This is a genomic window from Pedococcus sp. P1_H8, assembly GCF_056405175.1.
The window spans coordinates 282,967-305,246 of record NZ_JBFUCP010000004.1; the positions used below are offsets into that span (position 1 = coordinate 282,967).

General features: G+C 70.8%; 21 protein-coding genes. 9 read left to right on the forward strand and 12 right to left on the reverse strand.

All coding sequences use genetic code 11. The features are described from left to right. Positions 1-67 precede the first annotated feature (67 nt). Positions 68-376: a helix-turn-helix transcriptional regulator gene (locus AC1DYG_RS06740; RefSeq protein WP_477639113.1), complete on the reverse strand. Its 309-nt coding sequence runs from the start codon at positions 374-376 to the stop codon at positions 68-70. Between the two features lie 227 nt (positions 377-603). Here AC1DYG_RS06740 and AC1DYG_RS06745 point away from each other — a divergent pair, with 227 nt between their 5' ends. Next, entirely contained in the window at positions 604-1,722 is a 1,119-nt protein-coding gene (locus AC1DYG_RS06745; protein WP_477639114.1) for a tyrosine-type recombinase/integrase, read from the forward strand. A 20-nt stretch (positions 1,723-1,742) separates the two neighbouring features. Here AC1DYG_RS06745 and ychF read toward each other — a convergent pair whose 3' ends face one another. The 5 genes from ychF to AC1DYG_RS06770 form a co-directional block, all read right to left on the reverse strand. After that, entirely contained in the window at positions 1,743-2,828 is a 1,086-nt protein-coding gene (gene ychF, locus AC1DYG_RS06750; protein WP_477639115.1) for a redox-regulated ATPase YchF, read from the reverse strand. Between the two features lie 76 nt (positions 2,829-2,904). Then, complete coding sequence (locus AC1DYG_RS06755) at positions 2,905-3,771, reverse strand: thioesterase family protein (RefSeq protein ID WP_477639116.1); 867 nt, start codon at positions 3,769-3,771, stop codon at positions 2,905-2,907. Positions 3,772-3,839: 68 nt separating this feature from the next. Next, complete coding sequence (locus tag AC1DYG_RS06760) at positions 3,840-6,149, reverse strand: hypothetical protein (RefSeq protein WP_477639117.1); 2,310 nt, start codon at positions 6,147-6,149, stop codon at positions 3,840-3,842. 117 nt (positions 6,150-6,266) lie between these two features. Next, complete coding sequence (locus tag AC1DYG_RS06765) at positions 6,267-6,938, reverse strand: peptidoglycan-binding protein (RefSeq protein ID WP_477639118.1); 672 nt, start codon at positions 6,936-6,938, stop codon at positions 6,267-6,269. Between the two features lie 181 nt (positions 6,939-7,119). Beyond that, positions 7,120-8,010: an NUDIX hydrolase gene (locus AC1DYG_RS06770; RefSeq protein ID WP_477639119.1), complete on the reverse strand. Its 891-nt coding sequence runs from the start codon at positions 8,008-8,010 to the stop codon at positions 7,120-7,122. Positions 8,011-8,058: 48 nt separating this feature from the next. Between AC1DYG_RS06770 and AC1DYG_RS06775 the strand changes: the two genes are divergently transcribed. Next, the gene (locus AC1DYG_RS06775; protein ID WP_477639120.1) at positions 8,059-9,255 is read left to right on the forward strand and encodes a DNA recombination protein RmuC; all 1,197 of its coding nucleotides are present in this window, start codon (positions 8,059-8,061) and stop codon (positions 9,253-9,255) included. On the opposite strand, the gene AC1DYG_RS06780 is transcribed toward AC1DYG_RS06775, so the two are convergent. Together AC1DYG_RS06780 and AC1DYG_RS06785 are read right to left on the reverse strand one after the other, a co-directional pair. After that, entirely contained in the window at positions 9,192-10,478 is a 1,287-nt protein-coding gene (locus tag AC1DYG_RS06780) for a cytochrome P450 (protein ID WP_477639121.1), read from the reverse strand. The genes AC1DYG_RS06775 and AC1DYG_RS06780 overlap by 64 nt on opposite strands. A gap of 95 nt (positions 10,479-10,573) precedes the next feature. Beyond that, positions 10,574-11,599: a 4-hydroxy-3-methylbut-2-enyl diphosphate reductase gene (locus tag AC1DYG_RS06785; RefSeq protein ID WP_477639122.1), complete on the reverse strand. Its 1,026-nt coding sequence runs from the start codon at positions 11,597-11,599 to the stop codon at positions 10,574-10,576. A 116-nt stretch (positions 11,600-11,715) separates the two neighbouring features. Between AC1DYG_RS06785 and xseA the strand changes: the two genes are divergently transcribed. After that, the gene (xseA, locus tag AC1DYG_RS06790; protein ID WP_477639123.1) at positions 11,716-12,978 is read left to right on the forward strand and encodes an exodeoxyribonuclease VII large subunit; all 1,263 of its coding nucleotides are present in this window, start codon (positions 11,716-11,718) and stop codon (positions 12,976-12,978) included. 11 nt (positions 12,979-12,989) lie between these two features. After that, positions 12,990-13,232 (forward strand): exodeoxyribonuclease VII small subunit, encoded by a 243-nt coding sequence (locus tag AC1DYG_RS06795; RefSeq protein WP_477639124.1) that lies wholly within the window; start codon positions 12,990-12,992, stop codon positions 13,230-13,232. Here the strand turns inward: AC1DYG_RS06795 and AC1DYG_RS06800 are convergent. After that, entirely contained in the window at positions 13,229-13,786 is a 558-nt protein-coding gene (locus tag AC1DYG_RS06800) for a DUF4245 domain-containing protein (protein ID WP_477639125.1), read from the reverse strand. The genes AC1DYG_RS06795 and AC1DYG_RS06800 overlap by 4 nt on opposite strands. Positions 13,787-13,882: 96 nt before the next feature. On the opposite strand from AC1DYG_RS06800, the gene glpX reads away from it, so the two are divergent. The 4 genes from glpX to AC1DYG_RS06820 all read left to right on the forward strand — a co-directional run bounded on the left by glpX (position 13,883) and on the right by AC1DYG_RS06820 (position 18,180). Then, complete coding sequence (glpX, locus tag AC1DYG_RS06805; RefSeq protein ID WP_477639126.1) at positions 13,883-14,914, forward strand: class II fructose-bisphosphatase; 1,032 nt, start codon at positions 13,883-13,885, stop codon at positions 14,912-14,914. A 74-nt stretch (positions 14,915-14,988) separates the two neighbouring features. Continuing rightward, on the forward strand, positions 14,989-15,906 hold the full coding sequence (locus AC1DYG_RS06810; RefSeq protein WP_477639127.1) for a PfkB family carbohydrate kinase: 918 nt from the start codon (positions 14,989-14,991) through the stop codon (positions 15,904-15,906). Positions 15,907-15,928: 22 nt separating this feature from the next. Beyond that, positions 15,929-17,614 (forward strand): fumarate hydratase, encoded by a 1,686-nt coding sequence (locus AC1DYG_RS06815; RefSeq protein WP_477639128.1) that lies wholly within the window; start codon positions 15,929-15,931, stop codon positions 17,612-17,614. A 32-nt stretch (positions 17,615-17,646) separates the two neighbouring features. Next, complete coding sequence (locus tag AC1DYG_RS06820) at positions 17,647-18,180, forward strand: beta-class carbonic anhydrase (RefSeq protein WP_477639129.1); 534 nt, start codon at positions 17,647-17,649, stop codon at positions 18,178-18,180. Between the two features lie 120 nt (positions 18,181-18,300). Here AC1DYG_RS06820 and AC1DYG_RS06825 read toward each other — a convergent pair whose 3' ends face one another. Further along, a complete protein-coding gene (locus AC1DYG_RS06825; protein WP_477639130.1) occupies positions 18,301-18,723 on the reverse strand; it encodes an Ohr family peroxiredoxin in 423 nt (140 codons plus the stop codon). Between the two features lie 148 nt (positions 18,724-18,871). On the opposite strand from AC1DYG_RS06825, the gene lhgO reads away from it, so the two are divergent. Then, positions 18,872-20,071: an L-2-hydroxyglutarate oxidase gene (lhgO, locus tag AC1DYG_RS06830; RefSeq protein ID WP_477639131.1), complete on the forward strand. Its 1,200-nt coding sequence runs from the start codon at positions 18,872-18,874 to the stop codon at positions 20,069-20,071. A gap of 178 nt (positions 20,072-20,249) precedes the next feature. Here lhgO and glmM read toward each other — a convergent pair whose 3' ends face one another. Further along, positions 20,250-21,605 (reverse strand): phosphoglucosamine mutase, encoded by a 1,356-nt coding sequence (gene glmM, locus AC1DYG_RS06835; RefSeq protein WP_477639132.1) that lies wholly within the window; start codon positions 21,603-21,605, stop codon positions 20,250-20,252. 162 nt (positions 21,606-21,767) lie between these two features. Then, a complete protein-coding gene (gene rpsI / locus AC1DYG_RS06840; protein WP_457253813.1) occupies positions 21,768-22,274 on the reverse strand; it encodes a 30S ribosomal protein S9 in 507 nt (168 codons plus the stop codon). Positions 22,275-22,280 lie beyond the last annotated feature (6 nt).

The window sequence follows — 22,280 nt, forward strand, 5'->3', positions numbered from 1 at the left end:
GGCGGCCACGCCTCTGGGATCACCCGACCGCAGCGAGGGCACGCGCGGACTCCGCGCCCATCTCGCGTCACTGGTGCTGTTCCAGTCCGAGCGTCCAGGTGATTACGGTCGCTGCACGCCACCGCAGGTGCTTCCCGATCCGCATCCCCTTCGGTCCGTATCCCGTCGTCCGCCACGAGTAGATCGTCTGCTTGGGCACCCCGAGGTAGTTGGCCAGGTCGTCGATGTCCCACAGCTCCTGGTACGCCATCGGCTTTGCTGGCCGACGGGCCGGCAGCGGAGGTGCGGGCCGTGACGTGCGTCGATCTGCGTTCTGGGGGTACCCAACGCTGTCCCACAGCCCCAGCTGCTCCTGGTCCTTGGCGTTCTGGCTCATGACGACGATCTCCTCGCGATGTTGGTGGGTTCGGCCTGTCGCTGACGAATGCCGAGGGGTCGTCGTCGGTGGTCACCTGGAGGAACTGCTATCGGGTCCGGCGATAACCGTGAATGTCCGGAACGGGCCACCAGTCGGCCTCGACCGCCGTCGGAGGTCGCGGCTAACGTGGCGAACCTCGGAGAGGAATGGCATGGCGTCCATCGCGCAGCACCATGGGAATCTCGATGCCTGAGGGGATCAGCCGTCGCGGTGAGTCCTGGCGCGCCCGGTACCGAAACCCCGAGACGGGTCGGCAGCACGAGCGGTCGTTCCCCAGGCAGGCCGACGCAGTCCGGTGGAGGCGTCAGCAGCTCGATGCCCTGGATCGCGGACGGTGGGTCGACCCCGAGGCAGGGAAGGTGTCCTTCGTCCGCTACTTCGAGGCGTGGGAACGCGACCAGGTCTGGACCGACGGCACCCGGCAGGCGATCTCACTGGCCGCCCGGTCCACCACCTTCGCTGACGTCGACCTACGCCGCGTCCGCCCCAGCCACATCGAGGCGTGGGTCAAGTCGATGACCATCCCCGCCCAGAAGCGACCCCGACCCTTGGCGCCGGGCACGATCAAGACCCGGTTCGTCAACGTGCGATCGGTCTTCCGGGCTGCCGTCCGCGACGGGATGATCGCCGTCGACCCCACCCTCTCGGTCCGCCTCCCCCGCCTGCGCAAGCGCGAGGCGGCGATGACGATCCCCGCCCCGGAGGTCGTTCGACGCATTCTCGACGCCTCCGACCCACGGTTCACGGCGTTCGTCGGGCTGTGCGCCTTCGCCGGCCTGCGCCTTGGCGAGGCCGCAGCCCTGCGCGTCGAAGACGTCGACTTCCTGCGCCGCCAGGTTCAGGTCAGCCGACAGGTCCAGCGACTCACCGGCGGCGAGCTCGACATCCGGCTCCCGAAGTACAACTCCGAGCGCACTGTCCACATCCCCGACGCGCTCGCCCAGATGCTCGCCCAGCACGTCGAGCTGGGTCTCTTCAACGGCTGGCTCTTCGCGGGCGTCGAGGGCGTTCCGCCCCACCAGAACACCGTCGGTTACCGGTGGCGGACCACTCTGTTCAGGGCTGGGATCGAGGGCGTCCGGCTCCACGACCTGCGGCACTTCTACGCGTCCGGGCTGATCGCCTCCGGCTGCGACGTCGTGGCGGTCCAGCGGGCTCTGGGCCACGCCAAGTCGACCACCACTCTCACCACCTACGCCCACTTGTGGCCGTCGGCTGAAGACCGAGTCCGCGACGCGTCAGCCCGCCTCGTGGCCGAGGTCCTCGGATCTGGTGAGGGCACTGTGAGGGCAGAGGACGCCTAAACAGGCTCTGACCTGCGGCTTTACACGTTGAAGCGGAACTCCACCACGTCGCCGTCTGACATGACGTAGTCCTTGCCCTCGATGCGGACCTTGCCGGCAGCCTTCGCCGCGGCCATCGAACCGGTGGCGTCCAGGTCCTCGAACGAGACGATCTCGGCCTTGATGAATCCGCGCTGGAAGTCGGTGTGGATGACGCCAGCAGCCTGAGGAGCCGTCCAGCCCTGGCCGATGGTCCACGCGCGGGACTCCTTCGGGCCGGCGGTGAGGTAGGTCTGCAGGCCGAGGGTGTGGAACCCCGTGCGAGCCAGCTGCGTGAGCCCGGACTCCGTCGCACCGAAGGACTCCAGCATCTCCATGGCCTCCCCGGGCTCCATCTCCATGAGGTCGACCTCGAGCTTGGCGTTGAGGAACACCGCGTCTGCCGGCTCCACCAGCGAACGCAAAGAGGCGTGCAGGTCGGCGTCGGCCAGCTGGTCCTCGTCGAGGTTGAAGACGTAGATGAAGGGCTTCGTGGTCAGCAGGCCCAGCCCCCGCGCCTCGGCGAGGTCGACCCCCGCAGCCGCGCCCGCGGCATACAGGGTGTTGCCCTCCTCGAGCACCTTCTGGGCGAGCACGGCGTTGTCGAAGGACGCCTTCTTCTCCTTCTGGATCCGCGACTCCTTCTCGAGGCGCGGCACGGCCTTCTCGAGGGTCTGCAGGTCGGCGAGGATCAGCTCGGTGTGGATGGTCTCGATGTCGGAGGCCGGCGAGACCTTGCCGTCGACGTGGACGACGTCGCCGTCCTCGAACGCACGGACCACCTGGCAGATGGCGTCGGCCTCGCGGATGTTGGCGAGGAACTTGTTGCCCAGGCCCTCACCCTCCGAGGCGCCGCGCACGATCCCGGCGATGTCGACGAACGACACGGTCGCAGGCAGGATCCGCTCGGAGCTGAAGATCTCGGCGAGCCGCTGCAGTCGCGCGTCCGGCAGGGGGACGACCCCGACGTTCGGCTCGATGGTCGCGAACGGGTAGTTCGCGGCGAGCACGTTGTTCTTGGTCAGGGCATTGAACATCGTGGACTTGCCGACGTTGGGCAGTCCGACGATTCCGATAGTGAGGGCCACGAGGCCGAGAGTCTACCGGCGCCCTGCCTGCCGGCCGACCACGCCGTCGCCCGCTGGAGGGCGTGGGTATGCCGGGTCAGCCGGCCTTCGAGGGCGTCGCCCGGGCGAGCTGCCGGGAGAGCGCCACCAGCCGGCCGTCGCTGTCCCAGACCTCGGCATCCTCCTCGAGGAAGCCACCAGCCAGGGTCCGGTTCGTCAGGCTGACCCGAAGCCACCCCGGAGCGGGTCGCGCGCGCACGTGGGCGGTCAGCTCGAGCGTGGGGGTCCAGCCCGGCAGCCCGAGCTCGAACGCGACGGGCGGCAGCGCGTCGACCGCCAGGAGCAGCAGCAGCGGGTCGGGCTCACGGCCGTCGGCCATGCGCAGCCAGCCACGGATCACGCCGTTGCCCGACGGCTTCCCGACCGCCCAGCCGGTCGTCGCCGGGTCGAGCCGCATGTCGAGGCGCTCGAGCAGTGACGCGTGCTTGAGGAAGTCCGGGGGCGCCTGCGCGGCGGAGACGCACCGGTCGGGCGGTGGCAGGTCCGGCGGCTGGGCTGACGTCGTGAGGTCGCCGTCCACGGACTCCAGGTCGCCGTAGGTCGCGAGGAAGCGGACCCGCTCGACCTCGCCGCCTGCGCCGTCGTCCTGCAGCAGCGACGCCTGCCCCGTCGACACCGCGCGTCCGCGGCGCACGATCGAGGTGCGCACGGTCGCCGGACCCGGGACCCCGGGTGTCAGGTAATAGGCGCTGATCGCCAGCGGGTCCGGGTGGGCGGGACGATCCCCGTCCGCCGTGCCGAGCTCGGTGGCCAGCGCCCGCCCGGCGATCGCGAGCAGCACCCCGCCGTTGACTCCCCCACCGATCCGCCACCCCTCGCCTAACGCGGAGTCGTAGACCCCCGGCTCACCGGTGCGCGCCGAAACTGCTGAACCCTCGTCGAACTCGCTGGCCCCATTGACCATTCGCTGCTCCCATCGTGCGCTGCGCGGCATACCTGACGTCATTGGAGGGTATGCCGCGCAGCGGCCGGTCAGGGGGTGGCCGTGGCCTCCGCCACGTCCGCAGGGGTCGCCGCCGAGGTCGGCGAGGGTTCGGACGAGGGGGCGGTCGGGGCCGTGCCGTCCGTCGGACTCGTCGAGCCCTCCGGTCCGGGGGGCGTGCTCGACGACGCGGTGCCGGACGACTGCCCACTCGGACCGGCGGTGGGCGACGAGGTGGTGCCGGGGGCACCGCCCGCCGGCGAGGTGCCGGATGACGTGCCGGTCGAGGGCGCGGTCGGACCCGACGGGTTGCCGGCCACGGGCGCGACCCACGCCGGGTCCTGCTGCACGATCGCCAGGATCCGCCGCTCGTACTCCGTGAGCCGATCCTGCAGCTCACTGAGGGGCACGCCGGTGATCGACGCTCCGAAGGCGGAGATCTCCCTCCACAGCTCGCCGAGGTCGGCGGCGCTCTGGGGGCTCAACGGTCCCGCGAGCGTCACCACGAGCTGCGTCGCGAGCGCCGCGGTGACGCACTGGACACAGCTGTAGTTGACGGCCGCGGCGACGTTCTCCGGGACGACGACGTGGGCGTTGCCGACGATGAGGACGACCTGGAAGGCGACGGCCACGGTCTGGCACCCCGCACACGACGCCAGGGCATAGGCCTCGTTGGTGTTGGCCACGGTGTCGCCGTCCGCCCAGACGAGAGCGAAGGCCACGTCGTAGAGCTTCGACCCGTCCGTGGTGTTCACGGCGATGGCCTGGTTGCCTCCCTCGCCGGGCGGCAACGGGCGGTTGAACGGGAAGACCCAGGTGGGGAGCGGGCCTCCGCCAGCCTGCGCCTGACCGGGGCGCGGCACCATGACGACCGCAAGCTCCGGCTCCTCGGCGGTCGGCAGGGCGGCACCCTGCGGCCAGACCGCTCGCCCGGCGCCCTCGCGACCTTCCTGCAGGGTTGCCGGCACTCCCGACCGAAGCGTGCTCGAGACCGCGTCGGCCAACGTTCCGCGCTCGTAGGCCTGGACAGGGCGGTAGGTGCCCGGCTGGGGCCACCAGGACCAGGCCAGCCCGGCGACCACGGCGAGCGCGACCACTGCGGCGAGAGCACGCCGCACCGGACGTTCCTCCGTGGCTCGCCACGTGCCCGCCACGACCTGCCGCACGACACGGGTGACGATGAAGGCAACGCCGAGCACCGGCAGGGCGATGGCGACGATCGAGAGGGCCCGCACCAGCACGGCGAGCACGTCCCCGTCGCCGAACTGGGTCTCCAGCCGCGCCCACTGCCGACCGACGGACGCCCACGCGGTGCCCGCCACCCGGGGGAAGCTCAGCACCATCATCACGAGGGAGAACAGCAGCAGCGGGACGACGACGACCACCCACAGGGTGACCACCGCCCTGGCCCAGGGCTTGAGCACCCTGGCCTCCGGGTCGTTCCAGTGCCGGGGAAGCAGGCCGACGAGGGTCGGCTTGATCCGGTGGTAGAGGTCAGGCACACCAGTGAGGTCGGCCAGGACGTGGTAGCCGTCGAATCGAACGAGTGGAGCCAGCTGGCGCACCATCTGCAGCACCTGGGTCGCGATGATGAGGAGGATGGCGTCCCACCCGGTGGCCCACCAGACACCGAACATCGCGACCGCGACGATCGCGTTGAAGTAGAGGCCGCCGAGGTCGGTGCGCACCCGTCCGGCCCGACCGAGCCGATAGCTGTCGGTGACGTCGGTGTAGAACGCCGGCCACACGAGGTACAGACCGGTGCCCATCGCCCCCGGCGTGGCCCCGCCGTAGCGAGCTGCCGCCGCGTGCCCGAACTCGTGGAATCCCGCGGAGACGACGGTCAGCGCGAACACTGCCAGCAGCAGGGCCGGCTGGTCGAACGCCTGGTGCGTGGCCGACGCAAGTCCCTTGTGGAGCAGCACCCAGCCGCACACCGCGAAGAAGGCGACCACGAGGACCACGACGATGACGGGCGCGAAGAGCAGGGCGAACGGGGCCGTGACGCGCCTGGTCGCCTCCGGGTCGGAGACGACGTACTTGAACCGCAGGGCGAGCAACGGGTTCGAGCGACGCACCTCGGGGTCGGAGCCGTCGGCCTTCTTGAGCACGCCCAAGGTGCGCAGCTTGCTGTCACACAACGTCTCGACGTCGTCGGCCGACACCTGTCGCCCGACGGACTCCCCCACCGCCTCGGCCACCTCTGCCAGGGACCGACGTCCGTCGACCTGCTCCAGCACGGCGTAGAGCAGCGGGGTCAGCTGGATCGTCTGGCCGTCGCCGCGGCGCACGAGAGCGGGTGCGACCCGGTAGCCCGACCCGGGCACCGCTCCGAGCAGCTGCACCCCGTCGGCACGCACGGGTACCGCACCCCCATCGGACGATGGGGATGCGGTCGCCTCTGCGAGGGCAGGTGCCGGTGAAGCGGGGGCCCCTGGCCCCTCGAAGGGAGTCACGTCAAGGAGACTTCGCGCCGGCTACTGGGAGATGTCCGACGACTGGTCGGTCGTCGCGTTCGCGTCGGCGTCGATGTGCTGGACGATGATCGCGTCCTGCTGGGCGAGTGCCGCGGCGTCGGAGTCGATCGAGCCGATGTTCGCGGCGACCGCGGCGTCGATCGGCGCGGCGACGTTGGCGTTCGCGGCCACGGCTCCGGCGATCGGGGCAGCGAGGTCGAGGTCGGCGGCGACGTCGACGTCGACATTGAGCAGGTCGCCGTCGAGCGCACCGCTGCTGGTGACCGGGGCCGTCGGGTCGGTCGCGCCGTCCACTGGAGTCGTCGCGTCGACCGGGGCGTCGACCGGGGCGTCGACCGGCGCGGTGTCCGCCGCCTGGTCGATGGTCGAGTCCTGGCCAGCGTGGGCAATGGCCTCGCCGGTGATGCCCTGGTCGATGACGACGCCCTGGTCGGCGAGGGCCTGGGCCTCGGAGCCCACGGACAGGACGTTCGCGCCGACGGCGGCGTCGATCGGCGCCGCCACGTTGGCGTTGGCCGCGACTGCCAGGTCGATGGGCGCAGCAGCGTCGAGGCCGATGTCGAGGTCCGCGTTCAGGTCCAGGAGGCTGATGACCTCCTTGTCGGGCAGGGCGGTGCCGCCCTCGGCGGCCAGGTCGTCCGCGGTCAGCGGCGGCATGCTCGAGTCAGTCATGGTGCACTCCGTGTTCGACGGTTCCCCCGGCCCGATGACTCTGCGAGGCTATCGGGCGCCGGTCGGCATTGCACATCGGGCCAGCGCTCTGACCTGCGGCGATGCCCGGAAACGGTCTCCCGGGGGCTCCCCGGGGCGGTCGGGCGTCGGCCGCCGCGCGGCATACGTGGTCGACCTCACCTCACAGGGCTGGGAGCCCGTCCTCGAGGTAGGCCGTGGGGCCGGCATGGACGGCCAGGAAGGCGAGCAGGCGCTGGTTGTAGGGCGCGACGCGCTCCTCCCACTCCTCCTCGCCCACGAAGTGCAGCGCGCGAATCTCCCGGCGTTCCAAGGTGCTTGCGGCGATGAGGTCGTCAGGCGCGACCCCGAGGTCGAAGACGAACACGGTCGCGTCGGTCCAGCCGCGCCACGGCGGCAACCAGTTGACCGCGAGCAGTCCCTTGACCTCCACGTCGATGGCGAGCTCCTCCCGGACCTCGCGCACCACGCACTGGGCGGGCGACTCCGACGGGTCGACCACACCGCCCGGCAGGTCCCACTCGGCCTTGTAGGTCAGCTCGCACAGCAGGACCCGGCCCTCGGCATCGCGCAGCACTCCCTGGGCGATGGCGCGCTTGGTCGGCAACGAGGAGTTGAGCAGGGCGATGAAACCGTCGCGGCTGTCGGGTGCGGCGTCCGTGCGCAGCCGGGCCAGGACCATCGTGTCGCGGCGATCACCCGGCCCTGCCAGGGCGCCGCGCGCGACACCCTCCTTGCGGAGCCCGGCCCGCAGCGCAGCCCGCACCCCCGCCCGGTCGGCGTCGGCCACCCGGGCCTCGATGCGCTGCACGTCAAGGGTCTCGAACGCCCACGAGACGGCCAGGCGCAGGGCGCGCTCGACGATGCCGACCTCGCGGTACTCGGCGACGACCGCCCAGATCAGGTCGGCGTCACCGGACCCGTCCTCGATCACCTCGATGCGCCCCACCTGCTCGTCCTCCCACTCGACCGCGAACGCGTGGTCGCCGTCGTCCTCGACGGCGAGGCCTCGCAGGACGAGGTCGTCACCATCTGTCAGCTGTGGGGTGGGCACCCGGCCAGCCTAGACACGGCTGTCGGCGCCAGATGGGATGGTCGGCGCATGGAACTCGTGGGCATCCTCATCCTCGGCCTGGTCGTCGGCGCGGCGACGGGGTGGTGGGTCGCGCGCACCTCCGGCGCCGCCGCCCTTGCGTCAGCGCGCACCGAGTCCGACCTCCTGCGCGAGCGGGTGGTCGACCTCGAGGCGGCCGTCTCCGACGACGCGCAGACGGCGGCGGCACTGCTGCCCCTGCGCGACGCCCTGGTCCGGGTCGAGCAGCAGGTCGGCACCCTCGAGCGCGACCGCACCAGCCAGTTCGCGGCGCTCGAGACCACGATTGCCGCCGTGCGCGAGTCGACCACCGCCCTCGGCCGCCAGACCCAGTCGCTCGCTGGTTCGCTCAACTCCTCGACGGTCCGCGGGGCGTGGGGTGAGGTGCAGCTGCGCCGGGTCCTCGAGCACGCGGGCCTGCTCGCCAGGTGCGACTTCGACGAGCAGGTATGCCGCGTGAGCCGGCACCAGCGCCAGGTGCGCCCCGACGTGGTGGTGCGGCTGCCCGGGGACAAGTACCTCGTCATCGACTCCAAGGCCCCGATGGGCGCGTTCCTCTCGGCCCAGGCGGAGGACCTCTCCGCCAGTGAGCGCGCGACCTTCCTGCGAGCCCACGCGGCATCCCTCAAGTCCCACGTCACGGCGCTGGCGGCCAAGGACTACTGGACCGCGTTCGAGAACTCGCCCGAGATGGTGGTCTGCTTCGTCCCCAGCGACGCGATGCTCGCCGCGGCCCTGTCCGCCGACCCTGCGCTGCACGAGGACGCCATGTCCCGGCGGGTCGTGCTGGTCGGGCCCGGCTCGTTGCTCGCCCTGCTTCGCACCGTGGCCTTCACCTGGCAGCAGGACGCCCTGACGGCCCACGCGCGGGAGGTCATGACGTTGGGCCGCGACCTCTATGACCGGTTGGGCACCTTGGGCAGCCACACGATGAAGATGGGCACCGCACTGCAGCGGTCCGTCGAGGCCTACAACCAGATGGTCGGTGCGCTCGAGTCACGCGTCCTGGTCTCGGCACGCCGGATGCACGAGGCGGGGATCGTGGAGCAGCCACTCCCCAGCCCCCAGGCGCTCGAGGCCGGCCCGCGGGTGCTCACGGCGATGGAGCTCATCGAGGCGGCCACGGCCGACGCGGAGCGCCCTCAGCTCGCGTTCGACGACCTCGACACCCCACCGAGGTGGACCGGCAGGGAGTCGACCGCATAGACGATCGACTTGTCTCGGAACGCCAAGGTCTCCGGCTTCACGGCCAGGGCCAGCTCCGGGAACCGGCGGACCAGTCTGGGGAAGGCGATCCGCAGCTCCAGGCGAGCCAGCTCGGCGCCCACGCAACGGTGGAAGCCGTACCCGAACGCCACGTGCGGTGAGGGTGGCCGGTTCGGGTCGAAGGTGCCGAGGTCCGGCCCGACGCGGTGGTCCCGGTCGGCACGGCTGAGCGCGGCGATCACGACGTCCCCCTTGTGGATCCGCTTGCCGAAGAGGTCGAGGTCCTCCTTGGCAAACCGCGGGAAGGCGATCTGCACGACGCTGAGGTAACGCAGCATCTCCTCGACCACCCGGTCGATCGCGGTGTCGTCGTCGCGGACCAGCTCGAAGTGCTTGCGGTCGCGCAGCAGGACCAGTGCGCCGAGCGCCAGCATGCTGGCCGTCGTCTCGTAGCCACCGGTGAAGACCCCGTCGGCCAGACCGGCGACCTCCTCGTCCCCGACCTCGTCGCCCACGGCGGCGAGGATCCGGCCCAGCAGGCCGTCGCCGGGGTCGACCCGCTGCTTCCGGGTGGCGTCGAGGAGGAACAGCTGGCTCTGCGAGATGGCACCAAAGGCACCCGCGCCACCGGCCGTGACGTCGAATCGCGCGTGGCTGAGGGTCATGAACCGCGCACGATCCTCGGCTGGCAGTCCGAGCAGCTCACAGATGACGAGGAACGGGATGGGAAAGGCGAACTGCTCGACGAGGTCGACGACCGGACCGCTGGCCTCCATCCGGTCGAGCTGCGCGTCGACGATCGCCTCGATGCGAGGCGTCAGCCGGTTGATCCGGCGCATGGTGAACTCGGGGGTGAGCAGCGACCGCAACCGGGTGTGCTCTGGCGGGTCGGTGAACCCCAGCCCGCCGACACTCGCTCCAGCGGCACCGACGTAGGGGCGGATGTCGTTGCTGAACCGCCGTTGGTCGGCCAGCACGGCCTTGACCTCCTCCTGGCCCGACACCAGCCAGATGTTCATGCCGAACATGTGGGCCAGGCGGTGCACCGGCTCCGGCGCCGAGGAGCCGATCCGGTGGACGGGGTCCAACCCGGACCGTCGCAACGGTCGCAGGAGCCGGCGTGGGACGGCCTCCAGGCTCGTGAGGTCGACGGGCCCGCCACCCGTGGCCCGGGCGACGAGCCGCTGCGTCAGCCGCGTTCGCGCACTGGTCAGGCCGATCATGGGTCAGACGGTACCCGGGCGGGGTACATCTGGTTGACACCATCGGGCCTACGGCGCGCATCGTGTCCGCGTTCGCCCCGGTGTGCGGGGGTCCGTCAGTGCAGCGAACCGGCCTCTTCGAAGGCGGCGTCGTGGCGCATCTTGTCGCTGAGGCCGCGGGCCTTGAGGTCGCGTCGGATCTCGTTGGGCAGCGAGAACAGCAGGCTCTCCTCGGCGGCGACGACCGGCGCCACATCGGCGTAGCCACGCTCCGCGAGGTAGGTCAGCACGTCGCGGACGAGCAGCTCGGGGACCGAGGCCCCGGACGTGACGCCCACGGTGGCCACGCCCTCGAGCCACGTCTCGTCGATCTCGTCGGCATAGTCCACGAGGTGTCCCGCCTTGGAGCCGTGCTCGAGCGCGACCTCGACGAGGCGCACGGAGTTCGAGGAGTTGCGCGAACCCACGACGATCATCAGGTCGCAGTCCGGAGCCATCTGCTTGACGGCGAGCTGGCGGTTCTGGGTGGCGTAGCAGATGTCGTCGCTCGGCGGGTCCTGCAGCGAAGGGAAGCGCTCCCGCAGCCGGCGCACGGTTTCCATCGTCTCGTCGACCGACAGCGTGGTCTGCGACAGCCAGACCACCTTGTCGGGATCGCGCACGGTCACGTTGGCCACGTCGTCAGGCCCGTCCACGAGGGTGATGTGCTCGGGCGCCTCACCCGAGGTGCCGACGACCTCCTCGTGGCCCTCGTGGCCGATGAGCAGGATGTCGAAGTCGTCGCTGGCGAACCGGACCGCCTCGCGGTGCACCTTGGTCACCAGCGGACAGGTCGCGTCGATGGTCTTGAGCTTGAGCGCCTTGGCCTCCTCGTGGACCACCGGAGCGACCCCGTGTGCGGAGAAGATGACGGTGGCGCCCTCGGGCACCTCGTCGGTCTCCTCAACGAAGATCGCGCCGCGCTTCTCCAGCGTCGTGACCACGTGTTTGTTGTGCACGATCTCCTTGCGCACGTACACGGGCGGGCCGTACAGCTCGAGGGCCTTCTCGACGGTCACGACGGCCCGGTCGACGCCTGCGCAGTACCCCCGCGGGGCGGCGAGCAGCACGCGCTTGGTGGGTCGTTCCGTGGCGTCAGTCATGGGTCCATCGTAGGTTGCCGTCGCACGGCACCCCAATCGCCGGCGAGGGTATGCCGCGTGGTCGCCCCGCGGCATACCGGAAGGATTGTCGGTGGGCACGTCCTAGAGTGAGCCGCGTGAGCGGCCCAGAACAGCGACCGGCGCTGCCGGAGAAGGCCGCGGACACGTCCGCCGAGTCGCCGTGGCCGGTGCGACTGCTGAGCATGCGCATCGCGGAGTACGTCGAGAAGATGTCGGTCCTGTGGGTCGAGGGGCAGGTCGTCCAGCTCACCCGCCGGCCGGGTCAGCGCACCGCCTACCTCACCCTGCGCGACCCGGACGTCGACATGTCGCTGTCGGTCGCGATCCAGGTCAACGCCCTCGACGCGATGCCGACCCCGCTGACCCAGGGGGAGCGCGTGGTGCTCCAGGCCAAGCCGGTCTTCTGGACCCAGCGCGGCTCGCTCATGCTGGATGCCCGCCAGATCCGTCCCGTGGGGGTGGGCGAGCTGCTCGCCCGGGTCGAGCACCTCAAGCGCACCCTCGCGTCGGAAGGTCTCTTCGACACCGACCGCAAGAAGCCGCTGCCGTTCCTCCCGCGCACCGTGGGTCTGGTGTGCGGCCGGGCCGGTGCCGCCGAGAAGGACGTCGTCGAGAACGCCCGCCGTCGGTGGCCGACGGTCCGGTTCGCGATCCGTGAGGTCGCCGTCCAGGGCAGCGCGGCCGTGCAGGAGGTGATGGCGGCCCTGCGGGACCTGGATGCCGACCCCGAGGTGGACGTGATCGTCATCGCGCGCGGCGGCGGGTCGGTCGAGGACCTCCTGCCGTTCAGCAACGAGGCCCTGGTCCGCGCCGTGGCCGCGGCCCGCACGCCGGTCGTCTCGGCGATCGGCCACGACGTCGACACCCCCCTGCTCGACCACGTCGCGGACTGGCGCGCCTCGACCCCCACCGACGCGGGCAAGCGGGTGGTGCCCGACGCACAGGCAGAACGCCACGGCATCCGCCACTCCCGCGAACGCGGCCGACGCGCGCTGCACGCGCGGATCGCCAGTGAGCGACGCCACCTGACTGCCCTGCGGTCCCGGCCCGTGATGGCCCGGCCGGCCGCGATGATCGACGCCCGCCGCCAAGAGCTCGAGGCGCTCACCGACCGCGCCCACCGGCGCGTGCTCGCCTCCGTGCACCGAGCCGCCGACCAAATCCACCACCTGCACGCCCAGGTGCGGACCCTGTCGCCGTTGTCCACCCTCGAGCGGGGGTATGCCGTGGTGCAGCACCGCGACGGCCGGGTCGTCATGGACCAGGGCGAGGTTGCCGTGGACGAGGTGCTGCGCGTGCGGGTGGCGCGGGGAGACTTCGCGGCGAGCGTCGTCGGGCTGCCCGGCCCGGCCGGTTAGGCTGCTGGACCATGGCCAAGGGAGCAGACAAGGCGACGACCGACGCCGTCGAGACCGACGCGAACGACGACGTGGCTGACCTGAGCTACGAGCAGGCCCGCGACGAGCTCATCAGCGTCGTGGCGCAGCTCGAGGGCGGACAGCTGGGACTCGAGGAAAGCATGCGGCTGTGGCAGCGCGGCGAAGCCCTGGCCGCGCACTGCAGCACCTGGCTCGACGGGGCGGAAGCCGCCCTCAGCCAGGACGAGGCCTAGCTGCTCGGGACGGGTCGGAGCGTCTCGGCGAAGGCCGTGAGCTCCTCGAAGGTGCCCGTGCCGGTCACGATCGTGGTGAGCTCGGCCGGGCTCTCGGCGCGGTGGACGAGGCTGTTCTGCAGCTTGCCGTTGCGCACGTAGGTGCCCCAGGTCTTCCCGGCGGCCTGCACCTCACCGGTCTTCGTGGCGCGGTTGGTCTGGGCCGAGACCCACGCGGCCGTGGCGTCCTTGGTCTGTTCGATCGCGATGTAGTTGCCGGTCGGCGACTGGTAGCCCGCGTGCCAGGTCATCAGACCCCCCGTGGAGCGCACGTAGCGCACGCTGGTGGCCTTCCAGCCCTCAGGCAGGGCCTCAGGCCGGTCGATCGGCCAGCCACTGTCTCGGGCGACCTCGACGGAGGCCCCGGCGACGTCGACCGGCGGCTGCGACACGCTGTTGACCCGCGGCACGATGGCGATGAGCGCCGCCACGATCACGCCGATGACCAGCAGGGACCGGATCATGTTGGCCGCGGAGCCGTTGGCGTAGGAACTGCGGGGTGCGGGGTCGCTCACACCCCCATCGTCCCTGACGCGCACCGCTGGGCGCCAACCACCCCCGCCACCGATAGGCTTCGGGCGCTCACCCGTCGCCGTGTGAAGGATCGATGCATGTCCGAGCAGCACCTCCCCTCGTCCCTGCGCGTCGGTGTCGAGGCACCTGACCGCAACCTCGCCCTCGAGCTGGTGAGGGTGACCGAGGCAGCCGCCATGGCCGGCGGCCGCTGGGTCGGCCGGGGCGACAAGAACGGCGCCGACGGTGCGGCCGTCGAGGCGATGCGCGCGCTGATCAGCACGGTGTCGATGAAGGGCGTCGTGGTCATCGGCGAGGGCGAGAAGGACGACGCCCCGATGCTCTACAACGGCGAAGAGGTCGGTGACGGCATCGGGCCCGAGTGCGACGTCGCCGTCGACCCCATCGACGGCACGACGCTCACGGCCAAGGGCCAGTCGAACGCTGTCTCGGTGCTCGCCGTGTCGGACCGCGGGTCGATGTACGACCCCAGCGCCGTCTTCTACATGGACAAGCTCGTCACCGGCCCGGAGGCCGCCGACGTCGTCGACATCCGACTCCCCGTCGCCGAGAACATCAAGCGGATCGCCAAGGCCAAGAAGGAGACCGTCGAGGACGTCACGGTCGTCATGCTCGACCGGCCACGTCACCACCAGCTCGCCGCGGAGGTCCGCGACGCCGGGGCCAGGCTGCGGTTCATCTCCGACGGCGACGTCGCCGGCGCGATCATGGCGGCGCGCGACGACACCGGCATCGACCTGCTCCTCGGCATCGGCGGGACGCCGGAGGGGATCATCACGGCCTGCGCGATCAAGTGCCTCGGCGGCGTCATCCAGGGCCGGCTGTGGCCCCAGGACGATGACGAGCGTCAGCGCGCCATCGACGCTGGGCACGACCTCGACCGGGTGCTGTCGACCGACGACCTGGTCACCGGCGAGAACTGCTTCTTCGTGGCCACCGGCATCACTGACGGCGAGCTGCTCAAGGGGGTTCGCTACCGCGCAGGCGGGGCGACGACCCACTCCCTGGTGATGCGCTCCAAGTCCGGCACCATCCGCCTCATCGAGAGCCACCACCAGCTCGCCAAGCTGCGGGCCTACTCGTCCATCGACTTCGACCACGCCGGCTGAGCGCACCCCCGGCACCGCACGTCACCCACCCAGCCACATCCCACCCGAGCCACATCCTGAAAGAAGGCAGCTCCGTGAACGTCAGGAACCTCGTCATCGGAGAGGCGCTCGTCGACATCGTCCTCGACAGCGCGGGGACCACGGCTGAGCACGTCGGCGGCAGCCCGGCCAACGTCGCCATCGGGCTCGCCATGCTCGGGCACGACGTGGACTTCGCGTGCCGGGTCGGGCGGGACGACCGGGGTGAGCGGATCGCGTCCCACCTGCGCTCGCACGGGGTGACGGTGCTGCCCGAGAGCTTCGGCGACCTGCCGACCTCGACTGCTCTGGCCACGCTCGACGAGCACGCCACCGCCACCTACACGTTCGACCTGCACTGGGACCTGCCGACCATCCCCATCCCGGACGGCACCGGCCACGTCCACACCGGGTCGCTGGGCACCATCCTGCAGCCCGGGGCGCAGAGCGTCACCGATGCCCTGGTCGCGGGCCGCGAGCACGGCACGGTGTCCTACGACCCCAACATCCGCCCCGGGATCATGGGCGAGCTCGAGCCGGTGAGGACACGGGTCGAAGAGCTCGTCGGGCTCAGCGACGTGGTCAAGGCCTCGGGGGACGACCTGGCCTACCTCTACCCCGACGAGAGCGCGGAGGCGGTGATGACGCGCTGGCTGGGTCAGGGTCCGAGTGTCGTGGTCGTCACCCTCGGCGCCGACGGCGTGGCCTACCGCGTCGCCAGCGGGCCGGGCGAGGGCCGGGCGCCGACCGCCGCCCGCACGGTCGTCGACACCGTGGGCGCCGGTGACTCGTTCATGGCCGGACTCCTGTCGGGTCTGCTCGCCTCCGGCCTGCTCGGGGACCCGGGTGCACGCGAGCGACTCCGCAGCGCGACACTGGAGGACGTCCGACCGGCCGTCGCCCGCGGCATAGCCACCAGCGGCGTCACGGTCGGGAAGGCCGGGGCCTACGCCCCCGCCCTCGACGAGCTGTAGACCAAGGAGAACATCCCGAACCATGCCCGAGAACGACTTCGACTACGTGGACCTGTTGCCGATCGGCCCGGACGAGACCGAGTACCGCCTGGTCACCACCGAGGGTGTCTCCACGGTCGAGGGCCCCGGGGGACGCACCTTTCTCCAGGTCGAGCCCGAGGCGTTGCGGACGCTCACCGAGACGGCCATGCACGACATCGCGCACTACCTGCGCCCCGCGCACCTGGCCCAGCTGCGTCGCATCATCGACGACCCCGACGCGAGCAACAACGACAAGTTCGTGGCGCTGGACCTGCTCAAGAACGCCAACATCGCCGCCGGCGGTGTCCTGCCGATGTGCCAGGACACCGGCACCGCGATCGTCATGGGCAAGCGCGGCCAGCACGTCCTCACCTCGGGGACCGACGAGCGCGCGATCGCCGGAGGTGTCTACGACGCCTACACCCGGCTCAACCTGCGCTACTCCCAGATGGCTCCCATCACGACGTGGGAGGAGAAGAACACCGGCACCAACCTCCCGGCCCAGATCGAGCTCTACGCCGACACCGCCGAGGGGCACGAGACGGCATACAAGTTCCTGTTCATGGCCAAGGGCGGCGGCAGCGCCAACAAGTCGTTCCTCTACCAGGAGACCAAGGCGGTCCTGAACCCCGAGCGCATGCTGGCCTTCCTCGACGAGAAGCTGCGCAGCCTCGGCACCTCGGCGTGCCCGCCCTACCACCTGGCCATCGTCATCGGCGGCACCAGTGCCGAGTTCGCCCTCAAGACAGCCAAGTACGCGTCGGCCAAGTACCTCGACGAACTGCCCAGGGTGGGGTCGAGCTCGGCGCACGGGTTCCGCGACACCGAGCTCGAGGAGCAGGTCCTCGAGCTGACTCGCAACTTCGGCATCGGCGCGCAGTTCGGCGGCAAGTACTTCTGCCACGACGTCCGGGTCATCCGGCTCCCCCGCCACGGCGCCTCACTCCCCATCGCCATCGCCGTCTCCTGCTCGGCAGACCGGCAGGCACTCGGCAAGATCACCCCCGAGGGCGTCTTCATCGAAGTCCTGGAGCGAGACCCCGCGCGGTTCCTGCCCGAGACGACCGACGAGCACCTCGACGACGAGGGCGACGACGTCGTGCGGATCGACCTCAACCGACCGATGGACGAGATCCGCGCGGAACTCACGAAATACCCTGTCAAGACACGACTTTCGCTCTCCGGTCCCCTGGTCGTCGCCCGCGACATCGCGCACGCGAAGATCAAGGAGCGGCTCGACGCCGGCGACGGCATGCCTCAGTACCTCAAGGACCACGCCGTCTACTACGCCGGCCCGGCCAAGACACCGGAGGGCTATGCGAGCGGCTCGTTCGGGCCGACGACCGCCGGTCGGATGGACTCCTACGTCGACCAGTTCCAGGCGGCCGGCGGCTCGATGGTGATGCTGGCCAAGGGCAACCGCTCCAAGCAGGTCACCGACGCGTGCGACACGCACGGGGGCTTCTACCTCGGTTCGATCGGCGGTCCAGCCGCCCGGCTCGCCCAGGACTGCATCACGTCGGTCGAGGTGCTGGAGTACCCCGAGCTCGGCATGGAGGCCGTCTGGAAGATCGAGGTCGTGGACTTCCCCGCCTTCATCGTCGTCGACGACAAGGGCAACGACTTCTTCGCCTCCACCATCAAGCCGATGGCCACGTCCATCCCCAAGCGACCGGGACTCCTGTGAGCGACACACCTGACGTGAGCGAGAATGCTGCCGTGAGCAACCCTTCTGCTGTGGACCACGGGACCTCTGCCCCCAGGGGTTTCGACGACCTCCTCGCCGCGAACGAGGCGTTCGCCGCCCGCTTCACCCTCGGCGGCTTCGACGGCATCGCGCACCGCGGCGTCGCCGTGGTCACCTGCATGGACTCACGCATCGACCCGCTGCGCATGCTCGGCCTGTCCCCGGGTGACGCCAAGATCTTCCGCAACCCCGGCGGCCGCATCACGGCGAACGCCCTCGAGGCGCTGGTCCTCGGCGTGCACCTGCTCGGGGTCGAGCGCATCCTCATCGTCCCCCACACCAGGTGCGCGATGGCCAGCAACACCGAGGCCGAGCTGCGCGAACGCGTCGGCGCCTCGGCCGGTCAGGACGCCTCGTGGCAGGGGTTCCACGTCATCGACGACCAGCGCGAAGCGCTGCTCGCCGACGTGCGCGCCGTCCGGTCGCACCCCCTCATCGGCGATCAGGTCGCCGTGGGCGGCTTCATGTACGACGTCGACACCGGCCTGCTGTCGCGGCTGGTCTGACGCCCGCGGCATACCCGGCAGGGCGGGGCCCCTCGAGATCCCAGCTCTCGGGCTTGCGGCACCCCGGGAACGCCGAGAGCTGGGATCTCGGCGCCCGGGTCGCACGCTCCCGAGGGACGGTCAGGCGAGGGCGACGGTGACGTCGATGTTGCCGCGGGTGGCCTTGGAGTAGGGGCAGCGCTCGTGCGCGGCGTCGACCAGCTGCTGCGCGGTGCCGCGGTCGAGGCCGGGCACCTCCGCGACGAGCGCCACGGCAAGACCGACGCCCGTGTCGGTCTTCCCGAGCGTCACGGTCGCGGTGACGGTCGAGTCCGAGGTGTCCAGACCCATCGCGGTGGCCACCGAGTTGAGGGCGTTGCCGAAGCAGGCGGCGAAGCCAGCGGCGAAGAGCGTCTCGGGGTTGGCCTTGGGGTTCGCCTTGCTGCCGGGCTTGCCCAGTTTGAGGTGGACGACGCCATCCGCGCTCGTGACGTGGCCGGCCCGGCCGCCCTGCGCGGTGGCGGCGATGGAGTACAGCGGTTCGGTCAGGGACTCGTGGGGCATGGCGCTCGCCTTCGGTGGGGTGACGGGTGGTGACATCCTCGGCTCACCAACCGGTCCTGACAACCGCCGCCGGACGACGGGCATTCCGGCGCCGACGATCCTGATCGTTCCGCCGCGGGTCCATCCCACCGGGTTCTACGCTGGACGCATGCCGACGCCGCTGCGCTACCTCGTGATCGGCGGCGGGATCATCGGGCTGACCGTCGCCGAGCGGCTGTGCCGAGAGCACCCTGACGCGCACGTCACGCTGGTCGAGAAGGAGCACCGTTGGGCCGCCCACCAGACCGGGCGCAACAGCGGGGTGATCCACTCGGGCCTCTACTACGCACCGGGGTCGAAGAAGGCCCTGATGTGCCGTGCCGGCGCGGCCTCCATGGTGGCCTTTGCCGAGGAGGAGGGCATCGCCCACGAGATCTGCGGAAAGCTCGTCGTCGCCACCCGCGAGGACGAGCTGCCAGGGCTGGCGCGCCTGCACGAGCGCGGGCTCGCCAACGGTCTCGTCGTCACCCGGCTCACCGGAGAGCGGGCGAAGGAGCACGAGCCGCATGTCAACGCCGTCGCGGCCCTGCACGTGCCGGCGACGGGGATCATCGACTACGGCGCCGTGTGCGCGGCGCTCGTGCGACGCCTCCAGCGGGCGGGCGCCACCCTGATGCTGGGCGCCGAGGTGCTCGGCGCCGTCCGCTCCGGGGTGACGACCATCGTGCGCACCACGGTGGGCGACGTCGCTGCAGACCTCGTGGTCGCGTGCGCCGGCCTGCACTGCGACGAGGTCGCGCGGAGACTGGGCCACCAGCCCTCGGCCCGCATCGTGCCGTTCCGCGGCGAGTACTACGAGCTGACGCCCGAGGCCACCCCTCTGGTCCGCAACCTCATCTACCCGGTGCCCGACCCGGACTTCCCGTTCCTCGGCGTGCACCTCACCCGCGGCATCGGGGGCCACATCCATGCGGGGCCGAACGCCGTGCTCGCCTTCGCACGCGAGGGATATGACTGGCGCACGGTCAAGCTCCGCGAGCTGCGGGACACCTTGACCTACCCCGGCTTCTGGCGGCTCGCAGCGCGCAACTACCGGGCTGGGTCGGCGGAGATCGCCCGGTCGCTGTCGCGCCACCGGTTCGCCGAGAGCCTGCGCCGCCTCGTTCCCGACGTGCGCGACGAACACCTGCTGCCGGCCCCGGCAGGGGTGCGCGCCCAGGCCATGAAACGCGACGGCTCGCTGGTCGACGACTTCCTCATCGAGCGGTCCGGGTCGGTGGTGCACGTCCTCAACGCTCCGTCACCGGCCGCGACCAGCTCCTTCGAGATCGCCCGGCACATCGTCGACCTCCTCGACGAATCCGCCTAGCCACCAACGCTTTTCGCGCGCCCCCACCCCACCGCCCCTTTATCGGGTTTAGCAGGAAGGTTGCGCTTCACCCGACAAGCGTTCTCGGGTGAAGCGCAACAAAGTCCCTAAACCCGATAAAGGGGAGGTATGCCGGGGGGTGACCACCCGGCATACCTCGCCTTGGACCTGGCTGGGGTCAGAGGGACAGGCGTGCCTTGACGACCTCGACAAGGCGGTCGGCAACGGCCTGGGCTTCCTCGTGCTCCGCGGCCTCGACCATGACGCGTACCACCGGTTCGGTGCCCGACTTGCGCAGGAGCACCCGACCGGTGCCGGCGAGCGCCACCTCCTCGGCCTTGACGGCCTGCTGGAGCTCCTCGTCGGACTCGACGCGCGACTTGTCGACGCCCTTGACGTTGATCAGCACCTGCGGCAGGCGGCGCATCACGGTGGCCAGCTCGGAGAGGGGCTGACCGGTTTCGGCGACCCTGGCGGCCAGCATCAGGCCGGTGAGCACGCCGTCACCGGTGGTGCCGTGGTCGAGGAAGATGACGTGCCCGCTCTGCTCACCACCGAGGGAGAACGACGACGCCCGCATGTCCTCCAGGACGTAGCGGTCGCCCACCGCCGTCTGGCGCACGGCGACGCCCTCGCGCTCCATCGCCTGCAGCAGCCCGAGGTTGCTCATCACGGTGGCGACGAGGGTGTCCTGGGCCAGGGCTCCGCGGGACTTGAGCGACACCGCGAGGATGGCCATGATCTGGTCCCCGTCGACCTCGGTGCCGTTGGCGTCGACGGCCAGGCAGCGGTCGGCGTCGCCGTCGTGGGCGATGCCGAGGGCGGCACCCCGGGAGAGGACGGCGGCCTTGAGGTGGTCGAGGTGGGTGGAGCCGTAGCCGTCGTTGATGTTGAGGCCGTCGGGCTCGGTGCCGATCTCGAAGACCTCGGCCCCAGCCAGCCGGAACACCTCGGGTGAGACCGAGCTGGCCGCCCCGTGGGCGCCGTCGATGACGACCTTGATGCCGTCGAGCCGGTTGGGCAGGACGGTGAGCAGGTGGGAGATGTAGCGGGTGTGACCGTCGGGCATCGTGACGACGCGGCCGACGTCAGCACCGGTCGGCCGCTCCCAGTCCTGGTCGAGTCGCGCGGCGATCTCGTCCTCGATCTGGTCGTCGAGCTTGTGACCACCCGCGGCGAAGAACTTGATGCCGTTGTCGGGCATGGCGTTGTGCGACGCCGACAGCATCACGCCGAAGTCGGCATGGGTGTCCGCGGTGAGGAACGCGATGGCGGGCGTCGGCAGCACGTTCGCGTGGTAGACGTCGACCCCGGCCGAGGCCAGGCCAGCGATCACGGCGGCAGAGAGGAACTCGCCCGAGGCGCGGGGGTCCCGGCCGACGACGGCCTTGGGGCGCCGACCGGCGCGGCGGGCATCGTCACCGAGGACGTGTGCCGCGGCCACGCTCAGGCGCAGCGCCAGCTCGGCCGTGATGTCGACGTTCGCGAGGCCGCGAACACCATCGGTACCGAAGAGTCGTGCCGTTGTGGGCATGAAGGGGAGCCTTTCCGACGATCAGGGTGCGCACCCGGCATACCTCGTCGGCTCGGCCGGGCGCACGGACGCAACTGCTGCGAACCTACTCCTGACAACGCCGCAGGCGGCACCCGAGTAGTCGGGTGCCGCCTGGGGCGGTGCTGCTGGCAGGAGCCAGGATCAGCGCTTGGAGTACTGGGGCGCCTTGCGGGCCTTCTTGAGACCAGCCTTCTTGCGCTCCGGGACGCGGGCGTCACGGGTGAGGAAGCCGGCCTTCTTGAGCGCCGGACGGTTCAGCTCCTCGTCGATCCCGTTGAGCGAGCGCGCCACGCCGAGGCGGACCGCGCCGGCCTGGCCGGAGGGGCCACCACCGTGGACGCGCACGAGCACGTCGTAGGCACCGTCGAGCTCGAGCAGCGTGAACGGCTCGTTGACGATCTGCTGGTGGACCTTGTTCGGGAAGTACTGCTCGAGCGTGCGCCCGTTGATCTTCCACTCGCCGTTGCCGGGGACGATGCGCACGCGGGCGATGGCCTGCTTGCGTCGACCGGTCGCGGCGCCGGGCACGGTGGCGCTGGCGCGACGCGTGGGCTCGTCGGAGGAGACGGGGCCCTCGGACTCGGAGGTGTACTCGGTCAGCTCGACCTCGTCACCCTCGACAGGGGTCTCAGTGTTGATGTCAGTCACAAGAAA